At 62.8% G+C, this 19,379-nt stretch carries 16 protein-coding genes; 12 read left to right on the top strand and 4 right to left on the bottom strand.

Going from position 1 to position 19,379, the window contains the following annotated elements; genetic code table 11:
• Window positions 1–38 precede the first annotated feature (38 nt).
• The 10 genes from BH93_RS22885 (at window position 39) to BH93_RS22840 (ending at window position 11,430) form a co-directional block, all read left to right on the top strand.
• Window positions 39–1,226, top strand: a complete 1,188-nt coding sequence (locus BH93_RS22885) for an acyl-CoA dehydrogenase family protein (protein ID WP_037172730.1) — start codon at window positions 39–41, stop codon at window positions 1,224–1,226.
• Window positions 1,227–1,237: 11 nt separating this feature from the next.
• Window positions 1,238–3,190, top strand: a complete 1,953-nt coding sequence (locus BH93_RS22880; RefSeq protein ID WP_037172729.1) for an AMP-binding protein — start codon at window positions 1,238–1,240, stop codon at window positions 3,188–3,190.
• Between the two features lie 9 nt (window positions 3,191–3,199).
• Complete coding sequence (locus tag BH93_RS22875) at window positions 3,200–4,246, top strand: acyl-CoA dehydrogenase family protein (protein ID WP_037172728.1); 1,047 nt, start codon at window positions 3,200–3,202, stop codon at window positions 4,244–4,246.
• A 75-nt stretch (window positions 4,247–4,321) separates the two neighbouring features.
• A complete protein-coding gene (locus tag BH93_RS22870) occupies window positions 4,322–5,488 on the top strand; it encodes an acyl-CoA dehydrogenase family protein (RefSeq protein WP_037172727.1) in 1,167 nt (388 codons plus the stop codon).
• On the top strand, window positions 5,488–6,276 hold the full coding sequence (locus tag BH93_RS22865; RefSeq protein ID WP_037172726.1) for an SDR family NAD(P)-dependent oxidoreductase: 789 nt from the start codon (window positions 5,488–5,490) through the stop codon (window positions 6,274–6,276). Before BH93_RS22870 ends, BH93_RS22865 begins: the two co-directional genes overlap by 1 nt.
• 2 nt (window positions 6,277–6,278) lie before the next feature.
• A complete protein-coding gene (locus BH93_RS22860; RefSeq protein WP_037172724.1) occupies window positions 6,279–7,478 on the top strand; it encodes a thiolase family protein in 1,200 nt (399 codons plus the stop codon).
• On the top strand, window positions 7,478–8,707 hold the full coding sequence (locus BH93_RS22855) for an acetyl-CoA hydrolase/transferase family protein (protein WP_037172722.1): 1,230 nt from the start codon (window positions 7,478–7,480) through the stop codon (window positions 8,705–8,707). The genes BH93_RS22860 and BH93_RS22855 overlap by 1 nt, the downstream gene beginning before the upstream one ends.
• Window positions 8,708–8,735: 28 nt before the next feature.
• The gene (locus tag BH93_RS22850) at window positions 8,736–9,494 is read left to right on the top strand and encodes an SDR family NAD(P)-dependent oxidoreductase (RefSeq protein WP_037172721.1); all 759 of its coding nucleotides are present in this window, start codon (window positions 8,736–8,738) and stop codon (window positions 9,492–9,494) included.
• Entirely contained in the window at window positions 9,491–10,324 is an 834-nt protein-coding gene (gene menB / locus BH93_RS22845) for a 1,4-dihydroxy-2-naphthoyl-CoA synthase (RefSeq protein ID WP_037172715.1), read from the top strand. Before BH93_RS22850 ends, menB begins: the two co-directional genes overlap by 4 nt.
• A 17-nt stretch (window positions 10,325–10,341) precedes the next feature.
• On the top strand, window positions 10,342–11,430 hold the full coding sequence (locus BH93_RS22840) for an LLM class flavin-dependent oxidoreductase (protein ID WP_037172714.1): 1,089 nt from the start codon (window positions 10,342–10,344) through the stop codon (window positions 11,428–11,430).
• Here BH93_RS22840 and BH93_RS22835 read toward each other — a convergent pair.
• Window positions 11,388–12,104 carry a FadR/GntR family transcriptional regulator gene (locus tag BH93_RS22835; RefSeq protein WP_037173367.1) on the bottom strand — a complete coding sequence of 239 codons (717 nt, stop codon included), beginning with the start codon at window positions 12,102–12,104 and terminating at the stop codon, window positions 11,388–11,390. The genes BH93_RS22840 and BH93_RS22835 overlap by 43 nt on opposite strands.
• 242 nt (window positions 12,105–12,346) lie before the next feature.
• Between BH93_RS22835 and BH93_RS22830 the strand changes: the two genes are divergently transcribed.
• Window positions 12,347–13,129 (top strand): enoyl-CoA hydratase/isomerase family protein, encoded by a 783-nt coding sequence (locus BH93_RS22830; RefSeq protein ID WP_037173366.1) that lies wholly within the window; start codon window positions 12,347–12,349, stop codon window positions 13,127–13,129.
• A 722-nt stretch (window positions 13,130–13,851) separates the two neighbouring features.
• On the opposite strand, the gene BH93_RS22825 is transcribed toward BH93_RS22830, so the two are convergent.
• The 3 genes from BH93_RS22825 to BH93_RS22815 form a co-directional block, all read right to left on the bottom strand.
• Entirely contained in the window at window positions 13,852–14,988 is a 1,137-nt protein-coding gene (locus BH93_RS22825) for an acyl-CoA dehydrogenase family protein (protein WP_037172713.1), read from the bottom strand.
• Entirely contained in the window at window positions 14,989–15,783 is a 795-nt protein-coding gene (locus BH93_RS22820; RefSeq protein WP_037172711.1) for an enoyl-CoA hydratase-related protein, read from the bottom strand.
• 657 nt (window positions 15,784–16,440) lie between these two features.
• On the bottom strand, window positions 16,441–17,232 hold the full coding sequence (locus BH93_RS22815; protein WP_037172708.1) for an SDR family NAD(P)-dependent oxidoreductase: 792 nt from the start codon (window positions 17,230–17,232) through the stop codon (window positions 16,441–16,443).
• A gap of 464 nt (window positions 17,233–17,696) precedes the next feature.
• Here BH93_RS22815 and BH93_RS22810 point away from each other — a divergent pair, with 464 nt between their 5' ends.
• On the top strand, window positions 17,697–19,334 hold the full coding sequence (locus BH93_RS22810; RefSeq protein WP_037172707.1) for an AMP-binding protein: 1,638 nt from the start codon (window positions 17,697–17,699) through the stop codon (window positions 19,332–19,334).
• Window positions 19,335–19,379: the final 45 nt, after the last annotated feature.

The raw sequence follows: 19,379 nt of genomic DNA, 5'->3' as shown, positions 1-19,379 counted from the left end.
TATTGTACCTTTAGACCGAGACGACTTTCGGAGGTTCCATGGATCTAACAGACTCCGCCGCCGAGGCAGAGTTTCGGTCGACGGTTCGACGGTGGTTGGCCGACGCGGTGAAGACCGTCCCTCGGCAGGCATCGCAGCGCCTCGAGGACCAGCGCGCCTCGTGGTCGGTGTGGCAGCGCATGTTGTTCGACGCCGGTTTTGCTGGTCTGTCGTGGCCTGTCGAGTACGGCGGCGCCGGAGCGGACGCAAAGATCAAGGCCATTTTCAACGAGGAGACCGATCGGGCCGGCGCGCCGGAGCGACTCAACATCATCGGCGAAGACTTTGCAGGGCCCACCATCTCGGCGTTCGGCAGCGAGGAACAGAAGAAGCGCTACCTGCAACCGATTCTCACCGGCGATGAAGTGTGGTGCCAGCTGTTCTCCGAACCCGAGTCGGGGTCGGACTTGGCATCGCTGCGAACCAAGGCGACGAAGGTCGACGGCGGGTGGCGGATCCAGGGTCAGAAGATCTGGACGTCTCGTGCACAGATCGCAGACAATGCAATTCTGTTGGCTCGCACCGGCGGAGGCGAGAGACATCGCGGAATCACATACTTTCTTCTGCCGATGTCGAGTGAAGGCATCACCGTGCGGCCACTCGCTCACATGCTCGGAGAAGCCGAATTCAACGAGGTATTCCTCGACGATGTCGTCGTCCCCGACTCCGCCGTGGTCGGTGAGGTAGACGGCGGGTGGAAGGTAGCGATGGGAACGCTGGCTTTCGAGAGGGTGGGCATCGCCACCGGCCGAGTGAACACCACGCGCGCCGTCGTCGATCTGATCGAACAGGCGCAACGAACCGTGGGACAGCACGATGAGCCGATGACGTCGAAATCCGAGGTACGTCAGAAAATTGCGGATCTCTATGGGCGAGCTTTGACGCATTACCTCATCGGCCAACGTGTGATCACCGGCGCGGCAACCGGTGAACCCCCAGGACCGGTCGCGTCGATAGGCAAACTGTATTTCTGCCCACTAGTCGAAGACATTGCCGACTTCGGACTCGAACTTTCCGATTTCGGGGGTCAACTGGCCCTGTCGGATACGACCGATCAGGAAAACTCGGACCAGCAGCGTTGGCTCCGCCTCGCCTATCAGGCGCGCGGGACTGCCATCGCCGGGGGATCGACCTTCATTCAACGCAACATTGCCGCCGAGCGTGTGCTCGGCATGCCACGAAGCTGAAAGAGAGCCCCATGAGCGACTACGTGTGGACACCTGACGCGGACCGTATCGACAGCGCGAACGTCACGAGGTTGGCACGTGCGCACGGAATCGAACACATCGACGACCTGAGGTCCCGATCGGTGGCCGATACCGCGTGGTACTGGAACGCAGCCATCGATGATCTCGGCATTCCGTTCGCCACACCGTACGAAACAGTCGTGGACCTGTCCGCCGGCGCCGCGTTTCCGGAATGGTTCACCGGAAGCACGTTCAACGTCGTCGATGCATGCATTCACCGGTGGATCGGCGACGGCGCCGACCGAACTGCTGTGGTGCACGAGGCAGAAGACGGAACGGTACGGACCTTGACCTATGGCGAGCTTGCCGAGCAGGTGGGACGGCTGGCATCCGGGCTACGAGATCTGGGCGTGAGTCCCGGCGAGACGGTGGCTCTCTACATGCCCATGATCCCGGAAGCTGTGGTCGCCTGCTACGCAATCGCGGGTATCGGCGCGGTCCTCGTACCGCTGTTCTCAGGGTTCGCGGCACCTGCGATCGCCGCACGGTTGAACGACGCAGACGTGAAGGTGGTCGTGGTCGCAGACGGCACGATTCGGCGCGGCAAGATCGTCGACATGGCCGCAGAGATGGGCAGAGCTCTGAACGATGTGCCGTCCGTCCATTCGGTGATCACGGTCGACAACGTAGGACGTGGAACAGATTTCAGCGGCGCGGCGGTGACGATCGCAGAGTGGAACACACTGACCGACCCCTCCCGACCCTCCTTCGAATTTCAGCCGTTCCCATCCATGCAGACCCTGATGCTCGGGTACACATCGGGGACCACCGGAAAGCCCAAGGGAGCGGTACACACTCACGCCGGATTCACCGTCAAAGTCGCTTCCGAGGTCGCCTACTCCTTCGACGTCGGAGTCGGGGACGTCTTCTGCTGGATCACCGACATGGGTTGGATCATGGGACCTCTGGCGGCATTCGGCACTCACGCGAACGGGGCAACGCTCGCCTTGTACGAAGGGTCGCCGGACAGTCCGGACGAGTTCAGGTTGTGGGATCTGGTTGCGCGGCACCGTATCTCGATGCTTGGGGTGTCGCCGACACTGATACGGGCCCTCAAAGGCGCCGCAGTGTCGGACATCGTCACACGTGATCTGTCGAGTGTGCGCACGCTCGGTTCGACCGGCGAACCCTGGGATCCCGACTCCTACGACTGGCTGGCCGCCGAAGTCTTCGGTGGCCGTGTCCCGGTCATCAATTTCTCGGGCGGAACCGAGGTGGGCGGGTCGTTCCTTGCCCCCTACCCGGTGGAACCGATCCCCAGCTGCTCACTGGGTGGGCCGTCACTCGGCATGGATGTAGACGTGGTCGACGACGAGGGAGAACCGTTGCGTGGCAGCATCGGCGAACTGGTGTGCCGTCAGCCCTGGCCCGCTATGACGCGCGGGGTGTGGCGGGACCGTGAACGGTACCTCGAAGCGTATTGGTCGACCTTCGACGGCATGTGGTGCCACGGCGACTATGCCCTCGTCGATCACGCCGGCCGTTGGTTCATCCTCGGCCGCTCCGACGACGTCATGAATGTCGCCGGCAAACGACTCGCACCCGCCGAGGTCGAATCGGTACTCACGACGCACCCTGCCGTCGCAGAGGCGGCGGCGGTGGGTGTTCCGGATGCCAAGAAGGGCGAGAGTGTATGGGCCTTCTGGGTGCCCCGCGCCGGGGTGAGCACCGAGGGCGTTTCCGACGAACTGCGCGCCCTCGTCGCCGCCGGTGTCGGTAAACCGTTCGCTCCGTCGAGAGTGTTCGCTGTCGCAGCACTACCGAAGACCCGATCCGCGAAGATCATGCGCCGCGCAGTGCGAGCGGCTGCAATCGGAACCGATCCGGGTGACCTGTCGAGCGCCGAGAACCCCGATGCAGTCGACGCCATTCGCAACGTCGTGCACTCCGCGTCGGTGAAGTGAGGAGATCTGATGCATTGGGAACTGTCGGACGAGCAAGAAATGTTCTCGAAGTCGCTGCGGGAGTGGACTGCAGCCAAGTACGGCACGGCCACCGTTCGTCAGCTGCAGTCGGACGGAGACGCTGCGACCTTCACCGCGAGCCTTGTCGAAGAAGGCTGGTGGGGCGTCGGGTACTCGGAGGAGTCCGGTGGACAGGGTGGCGGCGTCCTCGAGCTGGCGCTGGCGTCGCGCGAGTTCGGCCGATCCGCAGTTCCGAGTTCTGCCTGGCTCGGCGCAGCGATTGCGGCGCCTCTGCTCACCGAGGAGGAGCTCTCGCAACAGCTTTCCGGTGAGGTCACCTTCGCGGTGGCCGTGCGCGCGGACCGGGTGCCGAACTGGACTCCGGCACCGGGTCCGGTGGCGCATGTCCTCGGAGCTGCCGAAGCAGACGTGTTCTTGGTGCCGACGTCCTCCGGCAATGACGGAAGGGTCGGATTCGCACGAATCAACGCGTCCGCCGCGACGCTGCACGCGGACGATCTCCTCGACCGGTCACGATCGACATCAGCGGTGGAATTCTCGACCGATGCGGCGGCCGCCGCATCGGTCGTCGACACAGATCCGTCCGCCGCGCAGAGGGCATCGAACATCGCCGCGGTTCTGGTCGCCGCGGATGCATTGGGGTGCGCGGAGAAAATGTTGGAACTGTCGGTGCAGTACAGCCTTCAACGCAAGCAGTTCGGACAGCTGATCGGCTCGTTCCAGGCCGTCAAACACGCAGCCGCGCAAATGCTCGTCACGGTCGAGGCATCGTATTCGACCGCGCTCTACGCCGGCGCGGCGATCGACACCGGTCTGATCGACGCCTCGGCTGTGGCCGCGGTGGCGAAGGCTCAAGTGACCGGAAGTGTGGCGGACGTTGCAGATACCGCGCTGACAGTGCACGGCGCTATCGGATACACCTGGGAACACGACCTGCAGCTGTTCTACAAGCGCGCGAAACTCGACCGCACTCTGTTCGGGTCGCCTCCGGTCTGGAACGAACTCATTGCGACCTGGCTGCTGGACGGGAGCTAGACGGATGCACCGCAGCCGTTGTGTATTTGGTCAGTCCATTGATATGGTTAGATCAACCGATTTTGGAGGACCGACGTGGATTTCACGCTGACAGACGATCAGAGCACCATCCGTGACGCAGTCAGAGAGCTCGCGGGCAAGTTCGACGACCAGTACTGGTCGGACAAGGATTCGAACCACGAATTCCCGACGGAGTTCTACGATGCGTTCGCCTCCGGCGGTTGGTTGGGCATCACCACTCCAGAGGAGTACGGCGGCCACGGATTCGGCATCACCGAGGCGTCGATCCTCCTCGAAGAGGTCGCGGCATCCGGCGCCGGAATGAACGGGGCCAGCTCGATGCATCTGTCGATTTTCGGCATGCACCCGGTCATCGTGCACGGCAGCGACGAGATGAAGCGGAAGACACTGCCACGCATCGTCAACGGTGACCTGCACGTATGTTTCGGTGTGACCGAGCCCGGTGCAGGCCTGGACACCACCCGAATCACCACCTTCGCCAAGCGCGACGGTGACAAGTACGTCGTGAACGGTCGCAAAGTGTGGATCTCCAAAGCAATGGAGTCCGAGAAGATTCTCCTGCTGACCCGCACCGCCAAGTTCGACGAGTCCGCCCGTAAGACCGACGGAATGACACTGTTCCTGACCGATCTGGACCGCAACAAGGTCGACATCCGCCCGATCAAGAAAATGGGCCGCAACGCGATCACCTCGAACGAGTTGTTCATCGACGGTTTGGAGATTCCCGTCGAAGACCGCATCGGCGAGGAAGGTCAAGGTTTCAAATACATTCTCGACGGACTCAACCCCGAGCGCATGCTCGTCGCGGCTGAGGCACTTGGAATCGGCCGCGCGGCATTACGAGCCGGCGTGAAGTACGGCAACGAACGCGAAGTGTTCGGCCGCCAGATCGGCAAGAACCAAGGTATCCAATTCCCGTTGGCCGATTCGTTGGCTCGACTGGACGCCGCCGAGTTGATCCTCCGCAAAGCCACATGGCTCTACGACAACGGCTTACCGTGCGCCAAGGAGGCCAACATGGCCAAGTATCTGTGTGCCGACGCCGGATTCGACGCGGCCGACCGAGCCCTACAGACGCACGGCGGCATGGGCTACTCCGAGGAATACAACGTCTCGCGTTACTTCCGCGAAGCACGCCTCACACGCATCGCACCCATCAGCCAGGAGATGATCCTGAACTACCTCGGATCGCACGTCCTCGGCCTCCCGAGGAGCTACTGATGGCACTCGCGTCATCCACCGTGCCCGACAGCCTGAGAATCTTCGGGCTCCGTGGTCGCACCGCGTTGATCACCGGCGCGGGAGGGGGAGTCGGTGAAGCAATAGCTCGGGCGTTCGCCGCAGCCGGTGCAGCCGTACTGGTCACCGACATCGACCTCGAAGCGGCCACGCGCGTCAGCGACGGCATCGTCGGGGCCGGCGGGGTCGCGGAGCCGTTCCGACTCGATGTGTGCGACGGCGACAACGCCCGTGACGCGGTGACAGCAGCGACCCGGCTGGGCGACGGCCGACTGCACATCCTCGTCAACAATGCGGGCGTCGTAGCACCCGCAATGTTCCCCAACATGGACGAAGCTAAGTTCCGCAGAGTCCTCGATACCCATGTCATGGGTGCGTACCACTGCACTCACGCAGCGCTACGCTTCCTCCCCGAGGACGGCACCGGCCGCGTCATCAACGTGACATCGGCCGCCGGCCTCACCGGCACCATCGGCCAAGCCAACTACGGAGCGGCAAAAGCGGCCATCGTGGGCTTGACCATGTCCCTCGCACGCGAGCTCGCCAAGCGGTCCATCACGGTCAACGCCGTCGCGCCACTCGCAGCGACGGCGATGACCGAGAACATTCGGAGCAACGAGAAGTTGGCCGCCAAGACTCTGGCTCGAATACCATTGGGACGGTGGGCTTTTCCGGACGAGATTGCTCCTACGTTCGTGTTTCTCGCCTCCGACGCGGCGGCGTACATCACCGGTCAGGTACTCCCGGTCGACGGTGGAACGGTGATCTGACCATGGCATCGAAGATTTCTGGACCCTTCACTTCGGCGGGCCGCGAGGTGGTCATCGCCGAGGCCGTACGCACGCCCATCGGGCGGTCACATCCCGAGAAGGGCTGGTTCCGAGACACCCATCCCAATGCGATGTTGGCAGCCTGTTATCAGGACCTCGTTGCTCGATCGGGGATCGACCCAGCGATGGTCGAGGACCTGATCATCGGGTGCACCGCACCGTTCGGCGAGCAATCGCGCAACATCGGACGTAACGCGTGGCTGCAGGCCGGATTTCCTGCCGAGGTGCCCGCGACGACGCTCGATCGTCGTTGCGGATCCGCGCAGACCGCCGTGAACTTCGCAGCATCTTTGGTTGCGTCCGGAGTGCACGACGTGGTGATCGCCGGTGGAGTCGAGCACATGGGGCACGTCCCCATGAATTCACCGGGCAAGATCTCCGAACTCTACGGCGACCCATGGCCTGCCGAACTGCGCGAGCGGTACGACTTCGTCACCCAGGGCGAGAGCGCCGAGCTGATCGCCGATCGGTGGAACATCTCGCGCACGGAAATGGACGAGTTCGCTGTCCGTTCCCACACCCTTGCCTCGGCTGCGGTCGCCGCCGGTCGGTTCGACGACGAGATGGTCGAGATGGTGCTCGACGGCGAGCGCCGCACGAGCGACCAGACCATCCGGCCGTCCACGACACTCGAGACGCTGTCCGCACTCAATCCGGTCTTCCGACCGGACGGGGGACGCATCACGGCGGGCACGTCCAGCCCTATCTGCGACAGTGCAGCAGCAGTCCTGCTCTGCACACGCGAGGCCGCCGAACGCTACGGCCTCCGCATCCGGGCGCGCGTCGCGGACCAGACCACAGTCGGTGTCGACCCGATCATCATGCTGACGGGTCCCATCCCGGCCACGCACAAGATCTTGAACCGAAATCGTTTGTCGATCCACGACATCGATCTCTTCGAAGTCAACGAGGCATTCTCGTCAGTGGTGTTGGCATGGCAGCGTGAACTCGAGCCCGACGAAGAACGCGTCAATGTGAACGGCGGTGCGCTCGCACTCGGGCATGCCGTCGGAGCGACAGGCGCCCGCTTGGTAGCCACAATTCTTTCCGAGATGGAGCGCCGCGACTCACATCTGGGTCTGGTCACCATGTGTTGCGGCGGCGGTCTCGGAACTGGCACACTCCTCGAACGCGAGAGCTGATGGACGGTTTCAGCGAATGGCTTCGCCCTGGCATGGGGGTGTGGTGGGGCCAGGCAGCGGCGGAGCCGCGACCACTCGTCGACATGCTGCTCGCCCGCGAGCCCGACCTCGGCCCCTTGCGGCTGTTCAGCGGGCTCAGCTGGAACGATCAGATCGCGCAGGCGGTGTCGGTCGCCGATACCGTGGTCTCCTACGGTGGGCTGGGTGCCCTTCGCGCACTCGAGAAGGAGAATCGACTCGAAGTCGTCCCGTGCCACTATTCGGCATTTCCGCGGATGTTCGCCGAAGGCTGGTTCCCGCGCGACATCGGATTGCTTCAAGTAGCGCCGCCAGGTTCCGACGGTCTGTGCTCGCTCGGGATCGGTGTGGACTACATGGCCGACGCACTCGAACACACACCACTGCTGTTCGCTGAAATCAACGAACAAATGCCGGACGTGCCGGGCTCACCGCGTATCCCGTTGTCCAGGTTCGCATCTACAGTGTCCACGGATCGACCGCTACAGGATGAACCGAGCCGCGCACCGAGTGATCTCGAACGTTCCATCGCGCGCCATGTCGCGTCGATAATCGACGACGGTGCCACCGTTCAGGTCGGCGTGGGTACGGCAGGTGCAGCCGTGTTCGACGCACTGTCCGATCACCGGGACCTGGGCGTGCACACAGGGATGGTCACTGACGGCGTCCTCGCCCTCATTGACAAGGGCGTCGTTACCGGCGCACGCAAAGAGATCGATCCCGGACTGGCTGTCGCCGGCACCGCACTCGGATCCTCCGCCCTTTACAGCCGTGCGTCCGAGGTGCCGATGTCGTTTCGGCCGACCAGCTACACGCATTCGCCGCGCGTCCTTTCGCAATTGCCCTCCCTGGTCGCCGTCAACTTCGCGATCGAGGTCGACCTGACCGGACAAGTAGGTGCGGAGCTAAGCCGTGGCTCCTACCTCGGTGCCGTCGGGGGACAGGTCGACTTTGCTCGCGCCGCGTCCTTGACCGGTACCCGTTCCATCGTCGCCCTTCGATCGACGATGCGAGGGCGGTCCTCGATCAAGTTCGAGTTGGACGAGGGCGTGGTCAGCACCGCACGCGCCGACGTCGACTGTGTGGTCACCGAACACGGTGTCGCACACCTGCGCGGCCAGAGCTTGACCGAACGCATGCGTCGGCTGATCGCCGTCGCAGCCCCCGAGTTTCGAGACGACCTCGCTCGCGCCGCAAACGTTGCAGCATGAGCACCGAACCCCGACAGAAGGAAGATCGATGAGTAACCGAGTCGCACTTGTCACCGGCGGAGCCCAAGGAATCGGAGAGGGCATCTCGCGCCGCCTCGCTGCCGACGGGTTCCGCGTGGCGATCGCCGATCTGAACCTCGAGGCCGCCGAACGCACCGCACAGCAAATCGTCGCCGACGGCGGAGAAGCAGTCGCGGTTCCTGTCGACATCACCGACACCGCGTCGGTGCGCGCTGCCATCGAACGGATCGGTCAGGAACTCGGCCCGATCGAAGTCGTGGTCAACAACGCCGGCTGGGACGACTTCATGAAGTTCGTCGACACCAACGAGGATTTCTGGAACAAGATCCTCGACATCAACTTCAAGGGCGCGCTGCGGGTCAATCACGCAGTAGTGCCGGGCATGATCGAACGCGGCTTCGGTCGCGTGATCAATATCGGTTCCGACGCCGGCCGCGTGGGATCCTCACTCGAAGCGGTCTACTCAGGCGCGAAGGGCGGAATCATCGCGTTCACCAAGACACTTGCACGAGAGGTCGCAACCAAGGGTGTCACCGCGAATACCGTCTGCCCCGGGCCTACGGACACGCCGGCACTGCGCAAGTTCGCCGACAGCTCGGGTCAGGATGCGGACAAGGTGATAGGCGGGATGACCCGGTCCGTGCCGATGAAACGGTTGGCCGTCGCCGCTGACATCGCTGCCGCGGTAGCCTTCTTCGCATCGGATGACACCGGGTACATCACCGGCCAGACGTTGTCCGTGAGTGGCGGATTGACGATGGCGTGAAAGCCGACTGGACCGTCCTCGAGCGTTACGACGATGTCGAGTACGCGCGCACACCCGACGGAGTCGCCAAAATCACCATCTGCCGGCCGGAAGTGCACAACGCGTTCCGCCCGCAGACCCTTGTGGAGATCTCCAGCGCATTGACCCTGGCACGTGAGGACCCTTCAATCGGCGTCATCGTGCTCACAGGGCAGGGGGACAACGCCTTCTGCTCCGGCGGCGATCAGCGTGTGCGCGGTGACACCGGCTACCTGACAGATCCCGACCGGCCCGATCAGGTCGGCCGCTTCCACGTCACCGATCTGCAAGTGCAGATCCGCAGACTCCCCAAACCTGTGGTGGCCATGGTCGCCGGGTACGCAATTGGCGGCGGCCATGTCTTGCAGATCGTCTGCGATCTGACTGTGGCGGCCGACAACGCCCGACTCGGGCAGGTGGGCCCACGCGTGGGCTCGTTCGACGGGGGATTCGGCGCTGGTTTGCTCGCCAACATGGTGGGTGCCCGCAAAGCCAAGGAAATCTGGTTTCTGTGTCGGCAATACGACGCACACGAAGCGCTGGAGATGGGCCTTGTCAATACCGTTGTGCCACTGGGTGAATTGGAGTCCGAGACGCTGGCATGGTCTCGCCGGATGCTCGAGCTCTCACCCATGGCGCTGCGAATGATGAAAGCCAGTTTCCACGCGGCCGAAGACGGGCTGGCCGGCATCCAGCAGCTCGCACACGACACGAACCTGCTTTTCTACGCCTCCGAGGAAGCGAAAGAGGGCCGCGAAGCGTTCAAAGAAAAAAGACCACCGGATTTCGGTCGATTCCCACGGCGCGCTTGAGGCGAGGAATACAGACGGTGACTACATTCGGCATCAACGCCACCGGTGTCGGCCGCGGGCCGCAACGGTTCGAGACCATGGTCGAGACGGCCCGCGAAGCAGAAGCGATCGGGTGCACGAACGTGTGGGTCAGCGAGTTGTACAGCCGCTCGGCCACAATCCCCATGGCGGCGCTGGCCGGCGGCACCGACACGATCGGGATCGGTTCCAACATCGCCTACGGCGTCGGCCGCAGTCCGCTGATCTGGGCGGCCGAGGCACGCGATCTCGACGAAATGTCGAACGGCCGTATGACTCTGGGCTTGGGCAACGGGACAAAGAAGATGATGGAGGCGTGGCACGGCGTCGACGGGAGCGCGCCCGCCCTCCGCATGGCCGAACTGCTGACGGTCCTGAAGGCGCTGTGGCACCTGCACGAAGGCCCGGTACATCATGACGGACGCTTCTATCACGTCCACGTCTCACCGACTGCTGGTGTCCCGGAGCCGGTCAGGCCCGAAATCCCGATGTGGATCGCAGGGGTGAACCCGTTGATGGTCAGAACCGCAGGAGAGCACGCCGACGGGTTGGTGGGGCACCCGATGTACACGGCGGACTACGTCCGCGGCCCGGTGGCAGAGGACATCGCTGGCGGTGCCGCCCGCGCAGGCCGCGACCCAGGGAAGGTCACGATCATGGGCATCAAGATGTGCTCGATCGACGAGGATCTGGATGTGGCGAGGCGGCAAGCCGCGTATGCGATCGGGCAGTACGCCGCGTCACGGGTGTACGACCGGCTGTTCGAGTTACACGGGTGGAGCGCCGCCCAGGGCCGCATTCGCGAGGCGGCACGCATCGGTGACGACGAGGCGCTGGTCGACGCGGTGACCGACGACATGATCGAAAAAATTACCATCACGTGCCGGCCGGACGACTTCACACGGCGCTTGGCCGAGCTTCCGAACGACGTCGCCGATCACATCACACTGATCGCACCGCCGTGGGGACTGACGGCCCAACAGACCGCATACACCAATGCAGCCGTGTTACAAGGACTACGGTCCCATCTTGAAGCGGCAGAAGCTCAGGATCCGCGCAGGTCGATTTCGGTACGTTCCTCCACCTGAACCACGGCCTCGGCGTACCCGTGCACGTGCTTGCTCATTCTGCGCACCGCTGCTGCGGAATCACCGGCTCTGATCGCATCTGTGATCGACTTGTGCGCCCGGAATGTAGTCGCACGCACAGCATCGTCGACGAACGCCTTGTTCTCGGTCGAGCTGTAGATCGCTTTGGAGAGCGCACTCATGAATCCGGTCAGCAGTTCGTTGTGACTGGCCGTTGCTACCCCCACGTGCCAATCGACGTTCGCGCGCAAGAACGCCTCGAGCGGCAGGTCGGGATCGCCGACCACCTTGTTCGCCGCGTCGAGGCCGGCTAAGTCCTCGTCGGTCCGGTACTTGGCCGCGAGGCTTGCACACGCGGGTTCGATCGCTTCGCGGGTTTCGAGAAGGGCCGTCAGCCGCAGCTGTTGACCCCGTATCAACAAGCTGACGGAGCTGGCGACCGAGTCTCCACCTGGTTGCTGTACGAACGCTCCACCCGAGCGGCCGGTCTTGATGACGACCAACCCTTGCACCTCGAGGATCCTGAGGGCCTCGCGGACCGTAGTGCGACTCATTCGGGTTTGGGTGACCAGCTCGCGCTCAGGTGGCAGCGCGGTTCCCGACGGGTATTCACCACGGAGAATACGTTCACGCAGATCGTTGGCCAGGACATCCGACGCCTTCGGAACCGTCATCGGCTGCAACTGGACGCGATGGCGTGCAACTGTGTTTGTGGACGGTTGCGCCATGGACACCTGCTTTCCGTTTATGGTCGTACCTAATTTAACAGCAACCGCCCCGGTCGCACGATGTCGCCACGGTCATAGACGTCCGATTTTGGACTGACCATATAATTGGTTGACTATTAATCGTTGTCAACGATATTGTGTGGGGGCAGCGACCCCGCATGCGCTACGCGAGACTGAGTGAGGAATTCATGGCGGATCTCGCCGACGAAGTGGTCACCTGGCACCCGGTGAAACCCGGAATCACCCTGGTCACCCTGCAACGACCTCCGGCAAATGCGTTGGGATTGTCGCTGCTCGAAGGATTGCACCTCGCCATGGACGCCGCCGAGAAGGCGGGTGATGTGAAGATCATGATCATTGCATCGGCCATACCAGGGTTCTTCGCTGCAGGTGCCGACATCAAGCATCTGAAAACGATCGACGCAGCGTCGTTCACCGCGTACGGCGATAAGATGCGGGAGGTGAACGATCGCCTGGCCGCCGCTCCATGGGTATCGATCGCCGCCGTCGACGGTCTCGCCCTCGGCGGTGGGCTGGAGTTGGCGATGGCGTGCACGCTGCGCGTGGCCGGACCGAGCGCCAAGTTCGGCCTACCCGAGGTCAAGATCGGGCTGATTCCTGGTGCCGGTGGGACACAACGGCTCCCGCAGTTGGTGGGCCGCGGCCGAGCGCTCGACATCATGCTGACCGCCCGGCAGCTGCGCACACCGGAGGCGCTATCGATCGGCCTCGTCGAACGCGTGACCGATGGTGACGTCGTCGAGGGCGCTCTGGCGTTCGCCGCGGAATTGCGCGGTGGTTCCCTGCCTGCTCAACTCGCGGTGATCCGCACTGTGAACGCAGCCTTCGACGTCCCCCTGACGGAGGGCGCCAGCTATGAAATCGCGCAGGAACAGTCGTTGTTCGAAGAAGGTGAGGCCGCCGAGGGAATCACGGCGTTCGTCGAGAAACGGCGCCCTGATTTTCGCTGACCCTCGACTCAGCTGCTTTTGATCATGTGCGAGACGTCTCGCACCATCGCCCGGTAGACGTAAGCCGCGTGGAGCGAGATGTCTGTCGGATCGAGCGTGGTCGCCGCTACGTCCGCACTCCGCCTTCTAGGGCTTGTCGCTGCACGGTTGTCAGAGCAGTCCGGTACATGTCCCGCTGTCGGTCGATCCACCATCTTCAAATGTTTTGGACCGACCTGGTCCTGGCGATGCCCGTTTTCCTTGACCGCACCGGGCCTCGGGGGCTCGTCGGACGGTGAAGGTTCCGCGGCAGGCGAGCATCCGACCACCGCCCAGCGCAGTTCCGTGTGCCCGAACGTGTCGGATGAAACGAACGCCGTCGGTTCCCGAGCTCGTAGAGAGCGTCCAGGCGCACCTGCGTAGGCTGTCGGCGAATCGGGTGCCAACTGACGAAACCGCGTTCGTGCCGGTTCCGCGCTTCTCAAAAGACACGCTAGCCGTGTCGAGTAAAAGCGTCGGCGTTGTTCGGCACTTCTGGTCCGTGCCAGCGAGATGTCCTTCGAGTGCACCGCAGCCCTAGCCACCGCGGGATCGGAACACGAACGCCGACGTCGGTCCATGCCCACATGTTCTGACTCGGCGATGGGGCATCACTCGGAAGCCCCGCGTCGTCGACGATTCGGCGATCCCGGACGGGAAGCGGGAGGTGTGACACGGCGCGAGGGTTCGCATCCGTGAGGGGGTCAGAGGCCGATGGTTTTCGCGATGATTTCGCGTTGAATTTCGTTGCTACCGCCGTAGATCGGAGGAGCCAGGGCTCTCCGCACCTGACCTTCCATGCCGTACTCACGCGCATACCCGTACCCGCCCATCATTTGCATGGCCTCCAGGGCGGTGTTCTTGGCGACCTCCGTGCAGCGCATCTTCGCCATTGCGCTCTCTCTGGACAGGTCATCCTCCAAGCCGCTGTCGATGCTGCGCGCGACGTCGTACACGAACACCCTGGCGATATCGATATCGGTGGCGATGTCGGCCATGCGATGACGGAGGGCCTGGAAACTGGCAATCGGGCGACCGAATTGTTCTCGTCCACGGGCGTACACCACTAGGTCGTCGAGGGCCCGCTGAGCGCCGCCGATACTCATCGCTGCAATGATGAGACGCTCGATGCTCAGTCCTCGCATCAACTGTTTCCACGCCCCAAGGGGTGCGCCGACAACGGCCGACGTTGGAACCGACACGTCTGTGAAGAACACATCGTTGCAGGTGTGCGGCTCCATCGTCTCGATGGCTCGGATGGTCAATCCAGGTGCGTCTGTCGGCACCATGAGAAGCGTAAGCCCCTCATGGCTCTTCCCGGATGCGTCCTCACGGGTGAGCACCAGAACATGCTCTGCCACATGGGCGGCCGATATCCAGGTCTTCTGCCCGTTGATCAGGTACCGGTCACCATCACGCCGCGCACTCACCCGAACCCCGGCCAGATCCGACCCCGCGCCCGGCTCGCTGAGCGCAATGGCTTCCAGCCGGCCCGACACCAGGTTGGTCACCACCGTATTCTTCTGTTCGTCCGAGCCCCACCGAAGGTAAGTTTGCGCTGCGGTGAGGCCTGTCGCGTATCCGGTGATCGGCGCCAACCCGCGTGACGCCTCTTCCAGAAAGAGGCATTCATCGACGAATCCTGCTCCACCGCCGCCGAATTCATCGGGCAAAGACACACCGAGCCAGCCATTGTGCGCCATGTCCGACAGAACCTTGACACTGTTGGACAAGGTCCCGCCGTCGGTGACAGCGTCACGCTGCGCCACGCTCGCCAGCTCGCGCCGGCAGTAGGTTCGCACCGCCACCGCGAAGTCTCGCTGCTCGGGCGAGAACTGCATCTATTTTCCTCGGTAGGGACTGAAGTCCGGCTTGCGCTTTTCGTTGAATGCAGTAATGCCCTCGCGGGCTTCCGGGGTTTCGCCGAAGATTTCGAGTGTCGAGTACGCCATGGATCCGATGCTGACGAAATGTTCGGTGTCGGTGTTCATCGACTGTTTGAGGACCTTGAGTGAGGTCGGGGAGAAGTCGAGCATCTGATCGGCCCAGGCACGTACCTCGGACTTCAGATCAGCCGCTGGGACAACCTTGTTCACAAGACCCCAATCGAGCGCTTCGTCTGCGGACAGTCGCCGCAGCATGAACCAGATCTCGCGTGCGCGCTTCTCGCCGACAACGCGAGCGAGATATCCGGAACCGAGACCCGCGTCGAACGATCCGACACGGGGGCCGTTCTGGCCGAACTGCGCGGTGTCGGCCGCGATCGTGAGGTCGCAGAGAACGTGCAGAACGTGGCCACCGCCGATAGCCAGTCCGTTGACCGCGGCGATGACCGGCTTCGGAGCGTCGCGGATCACCCGGTGAAGTGCTTCCACCTCGAACAAACCGCTGGCGGAGGGCCCATAGTCGCCCGTCTCCATACGTTGTTTCTGGTCGCCGCCTGCGCAGAACGCCTTGTCACCGGCGCCCGTCAGCGCGATGACGCCTACCTCGCTGCTCGCCCAGGCCCGCTTGAACGCGAGAACCAGTTCGTCGACGGTTTGCGCACGAAACGCGTTGTACCGCTCGGGGCGGTTGATGGTGATCCAGGCAAGACCGTTGTCGACCTCATAAGTGATGTCGGTGAATTCAGCCATCAGACTCCGATGTCCTTTCGGTTGAGGGGCGGGACCGCCTCCAAGAATTATGGTCTTTGGACTGACCATTTGCGTAACAGTAGCCTGAGACGTCCATTCGCGGCAAGAGCCGACGAGCGTTCGAGATCGAACGGTCGAGCGACTATCAGCACTCCGGACCACAGACCGGCCATCTCATATGCATGGTTGTGGCGTCAGCAATACGACTGTGCCACAGCAGTTATTGGGTACATCGACAGGTGGACCGACACTCCGGCGGTGACACCTGGGCAGCGCTGGGATACGCACTTCCGAGGCATCCATCTCGCGCTGCCCGTCACGAAGGCGACCGAAGTGATGTCGCCACTCTCGGAGTCACGACTGGGCCTGCTGCTCTCAATTTGCGTGGCGCGCCATGGTCGGCCGGAACCAGGAGGCCCTGCTGCGACAGTTCATGGCGGGTCGCGCGCGGCACGAGAAGGGCTGATGCAACGCCGCGGGTAATTCCGTCGTCGCCGCGACCACACCCGCCTGCGGCAGTAGGTCGTGCAATCGTCGATCGTGTGCACGTAGTTCGCTGCTAGTACCCCCTACACAACGGCATCAGCCGTTCGGGGCGTAGCGCTGCGGTGTACGCCCCGAACGTCTGGAATCGACACGGCGGAGGACAACGCCGGATCAGAAGGCCGAAATGCCGCCATTGACACTGATGGATTGACCTGTCAGCCGTGCGGCAGCGGGTCCGCCGAGAAAGACGATCAGTGCCGCTAAGTCCTCGGGTACCGCTACTCCGAGGTGTGCCTGGGCGCTCGCTTTCTGGAACAACGACCTGCTGAAGCCGTCGCTGAGAACGTTTTGTGCCGTTGCAGTGCCCTCGACGAGTGAGGGCGTCACGCAGTTGACTCGCACGCCGTTGCGCTTCGCTTCGACAGCTGTGACTCGCGTGAACATCGCGATCGCGGCCATCGCGGCGCCCAGCACGCTTTCGCCAGGGGTCGGAACCTTCGCAGCGTCGGAGGCAATGTTGACGATACTTCCTCCGTTCTGCGCCTGCATCAGCGGAAGAACCGTTCGGGTGGCGAGCATGGGGGGGAGCGCCTGGCCCACGAGAATGCCCTCGATGCTGCTCGCCTCGGTCCGATGGAGCAGATCGGGCTTGTACGCGGTGGTGGTCGAATTGACCAGAACGTCTATCGAGCCCAGCGTCTTGTGTGCCTGTTCGACTGCGGTCTCGACCGACGACTGGTTGCCTGCGTCGGCGCCGACGAACGTGACCTGTATGTCAGGGTGCTGATCGAGCACGTGTTGCACCGCGTCCGCACCGCGGTCCGCATTCCTGCCGACGAGGCAGATCCGCTGAACACCGGCGGCGGCGAACCCTAGCGCGGAGGCCAGCCCGATGCCGGCGGTCCCACCGACGAGGAGAACACCCGAGTCCGGGTAACTACGTACAAGAGCGGGTTGAGACATTAGAACCTCCGGATACAGGCAACATATGACGTTTACGTCGCTGACGTTGTTCGCACTGTAGATCATTGCGGATGGAACCAATGGCAACCTATGGGGTTCGTACCTCGAAATCCCGGCCAGCACGTCGAGCTGCAGGCTTCAGGACGTGGTGGGTCAACGACCCCCTGCTGCGCCGAAAGCCACCATCCGACATCCGCACGTACTACATTTTAGGATTCTTGCAACCATATTAGTATCAAGAAGTATCGTCCTGACGACGTCGACAGACCTTTCCGATTCAGTATGTATAGCTAGTCACAGCAACGGTATTGGCTTCTACGGGTGTGCCGGGGGTCCAGCGCGTCTCCGCCGTAATTGGTCGTTGCTTATAAATGGTCCAATCATTTATAGTGTGAGGTGAGACATAGCAGGCCGCGGCGATGACGTCGCGGCGATGCTGCCGGGACAAGTAAGTTGGAGTAACGATGTCGCTCAGCACGTCCTTCTGGCCTGCGGTACCGAGCGCAGGCGTCCGGGAGATCACTCTTCCCGGCTTACTGCGAGAAGCCGCGAACGCAGTTCCGGACAGAGTGGCCTTGGTCGACGCAGTGCCGAATCCGGACCACAGGCGAGAGTGGACGTACGCGGAACTGTTGACGTCCACCGAGCAGTTCGCTCGCGCGCTACTGCAAGATTTTCGACCGGGCGACCGTATCGCGATCTTCGCTGCAAACAGTGCGGACTGGGTGGTCCTGCAACAGGCCGTGGCCATGGCCGGAATGATCGTGGTGGCGGCCAATCCGGCGTACCGTCGCGACGAGCTGAAGTACGTCCTGGAGCAGTCCGGAGCCACTGCAGTGTTCTATCAACGTGAATATCGTGGGTCCGACCTCCGTGCCATTGTCGAGGGAGCATGCTCGGACGTCCCCAACGTGCAGGCCACCTACGCAGACGATGAATGGCAGAAGTTCGCGTCTCGGGGTGAGGCATCGACGTCGCTGCCGGAGGTGGCACCGACCGACGCCGTTCAAGTGCAGTACACCTCGGGAACAACAGGATTTCCGAAGGGGGCGCTCCTGCATCACAAGGGCATCGTCAACGAGGCCACGTTCGTCTTCGAACGCGCGGGAATGAAAGACGGCGGCGTATGCATCAACGCGATGCCTATGTATCACATCGGCGGGGGAGCGGTCACCGAGCTGGGCACCATGTCCGCTCACGGAACGTATGTGGTGCTTCCTGGGTTCGACCCAGCGGGGGTGCTCGAGGCCTACGAGACCTACCGAGGAACACACGGCCTCCTCGTTCCGACGATGTTGATCGCGCTACTCGACCACCCCGACAATTCGACGAGGGACCTGTCGAGTATGCAAACGGTGATGTCCGGTGCGGCCACCGTGCCGGAAACGTTGGTGCGACGTGCCACCGCGCAGTGGGACTGCAATTTCTCGATCCTGTTCGGACAAACGGAAATGCACGGAGTCATCAGCCAGACAAGTGTCGACGACACACCCGAGGACCAAGCGACCACAGTCGGTCAACCGCTCCCGGAACTCGAGGTGAAACTGGTCGACCCCGCAAGTAGCGACATCGTTCCCATCGGCACTCCAGGCGAAATCTGCTGCCGCGGTTACCAAACGATGTTGTCCTACTACGACATGCCCAGCGCCACCGAAGCAACCATCGATGCCGACGGCTGGCTGCACATGGGCGACCTCGCTGTCATGGACGAGCGCGGCTTCCTCAAGATCACCGGCCGGCTCAAGGATATGATCATCAGAGGTGGTGTCAACATCTCGCCCCGTGAGGTCGAGGAAATGCTGTTCGAGCATCCAGACATCAACGACGTGATAGTCATCGGCGTACCCGACGACTACTGGGGTGAACAAATCTGCGCGGTCATCAAGACATCGAACCCCGCTGCGCGTCCCGACCCGGCCACGCTCAAAGCCTGGTGCAAAGAACGCATTTCGGCGCACAAGATTCCCTCGCTGTGGCACTTCGCCGACGAATTCCCCATGACACCGACAGGCAAGATCCAGAAGTTCAAAGTGCGTGACCAAGTAGTCGATGGCGAGATTGTTCCGACCTCGGTGAGCACAGCTTCCCCGCTCAGTTCCTGACAGGTTTCCCGATCGTCTCGTGTCGTGAACGGATTCGACACGCAG

This window comes from Rhodococcoides fascians A25f (assembly GCF_000760935.2).
Classification (GTDB): domain Bacteria; phylum Actinomycetota; class Actinomycetes; order Mycobacteriales; family Mycobacteriaceae; genus Rhodococcoides.
Note: the sequence above shows the minus strand (reverse complement) of the source record. Positions and strands in the feature narration are given on the sequence as shown.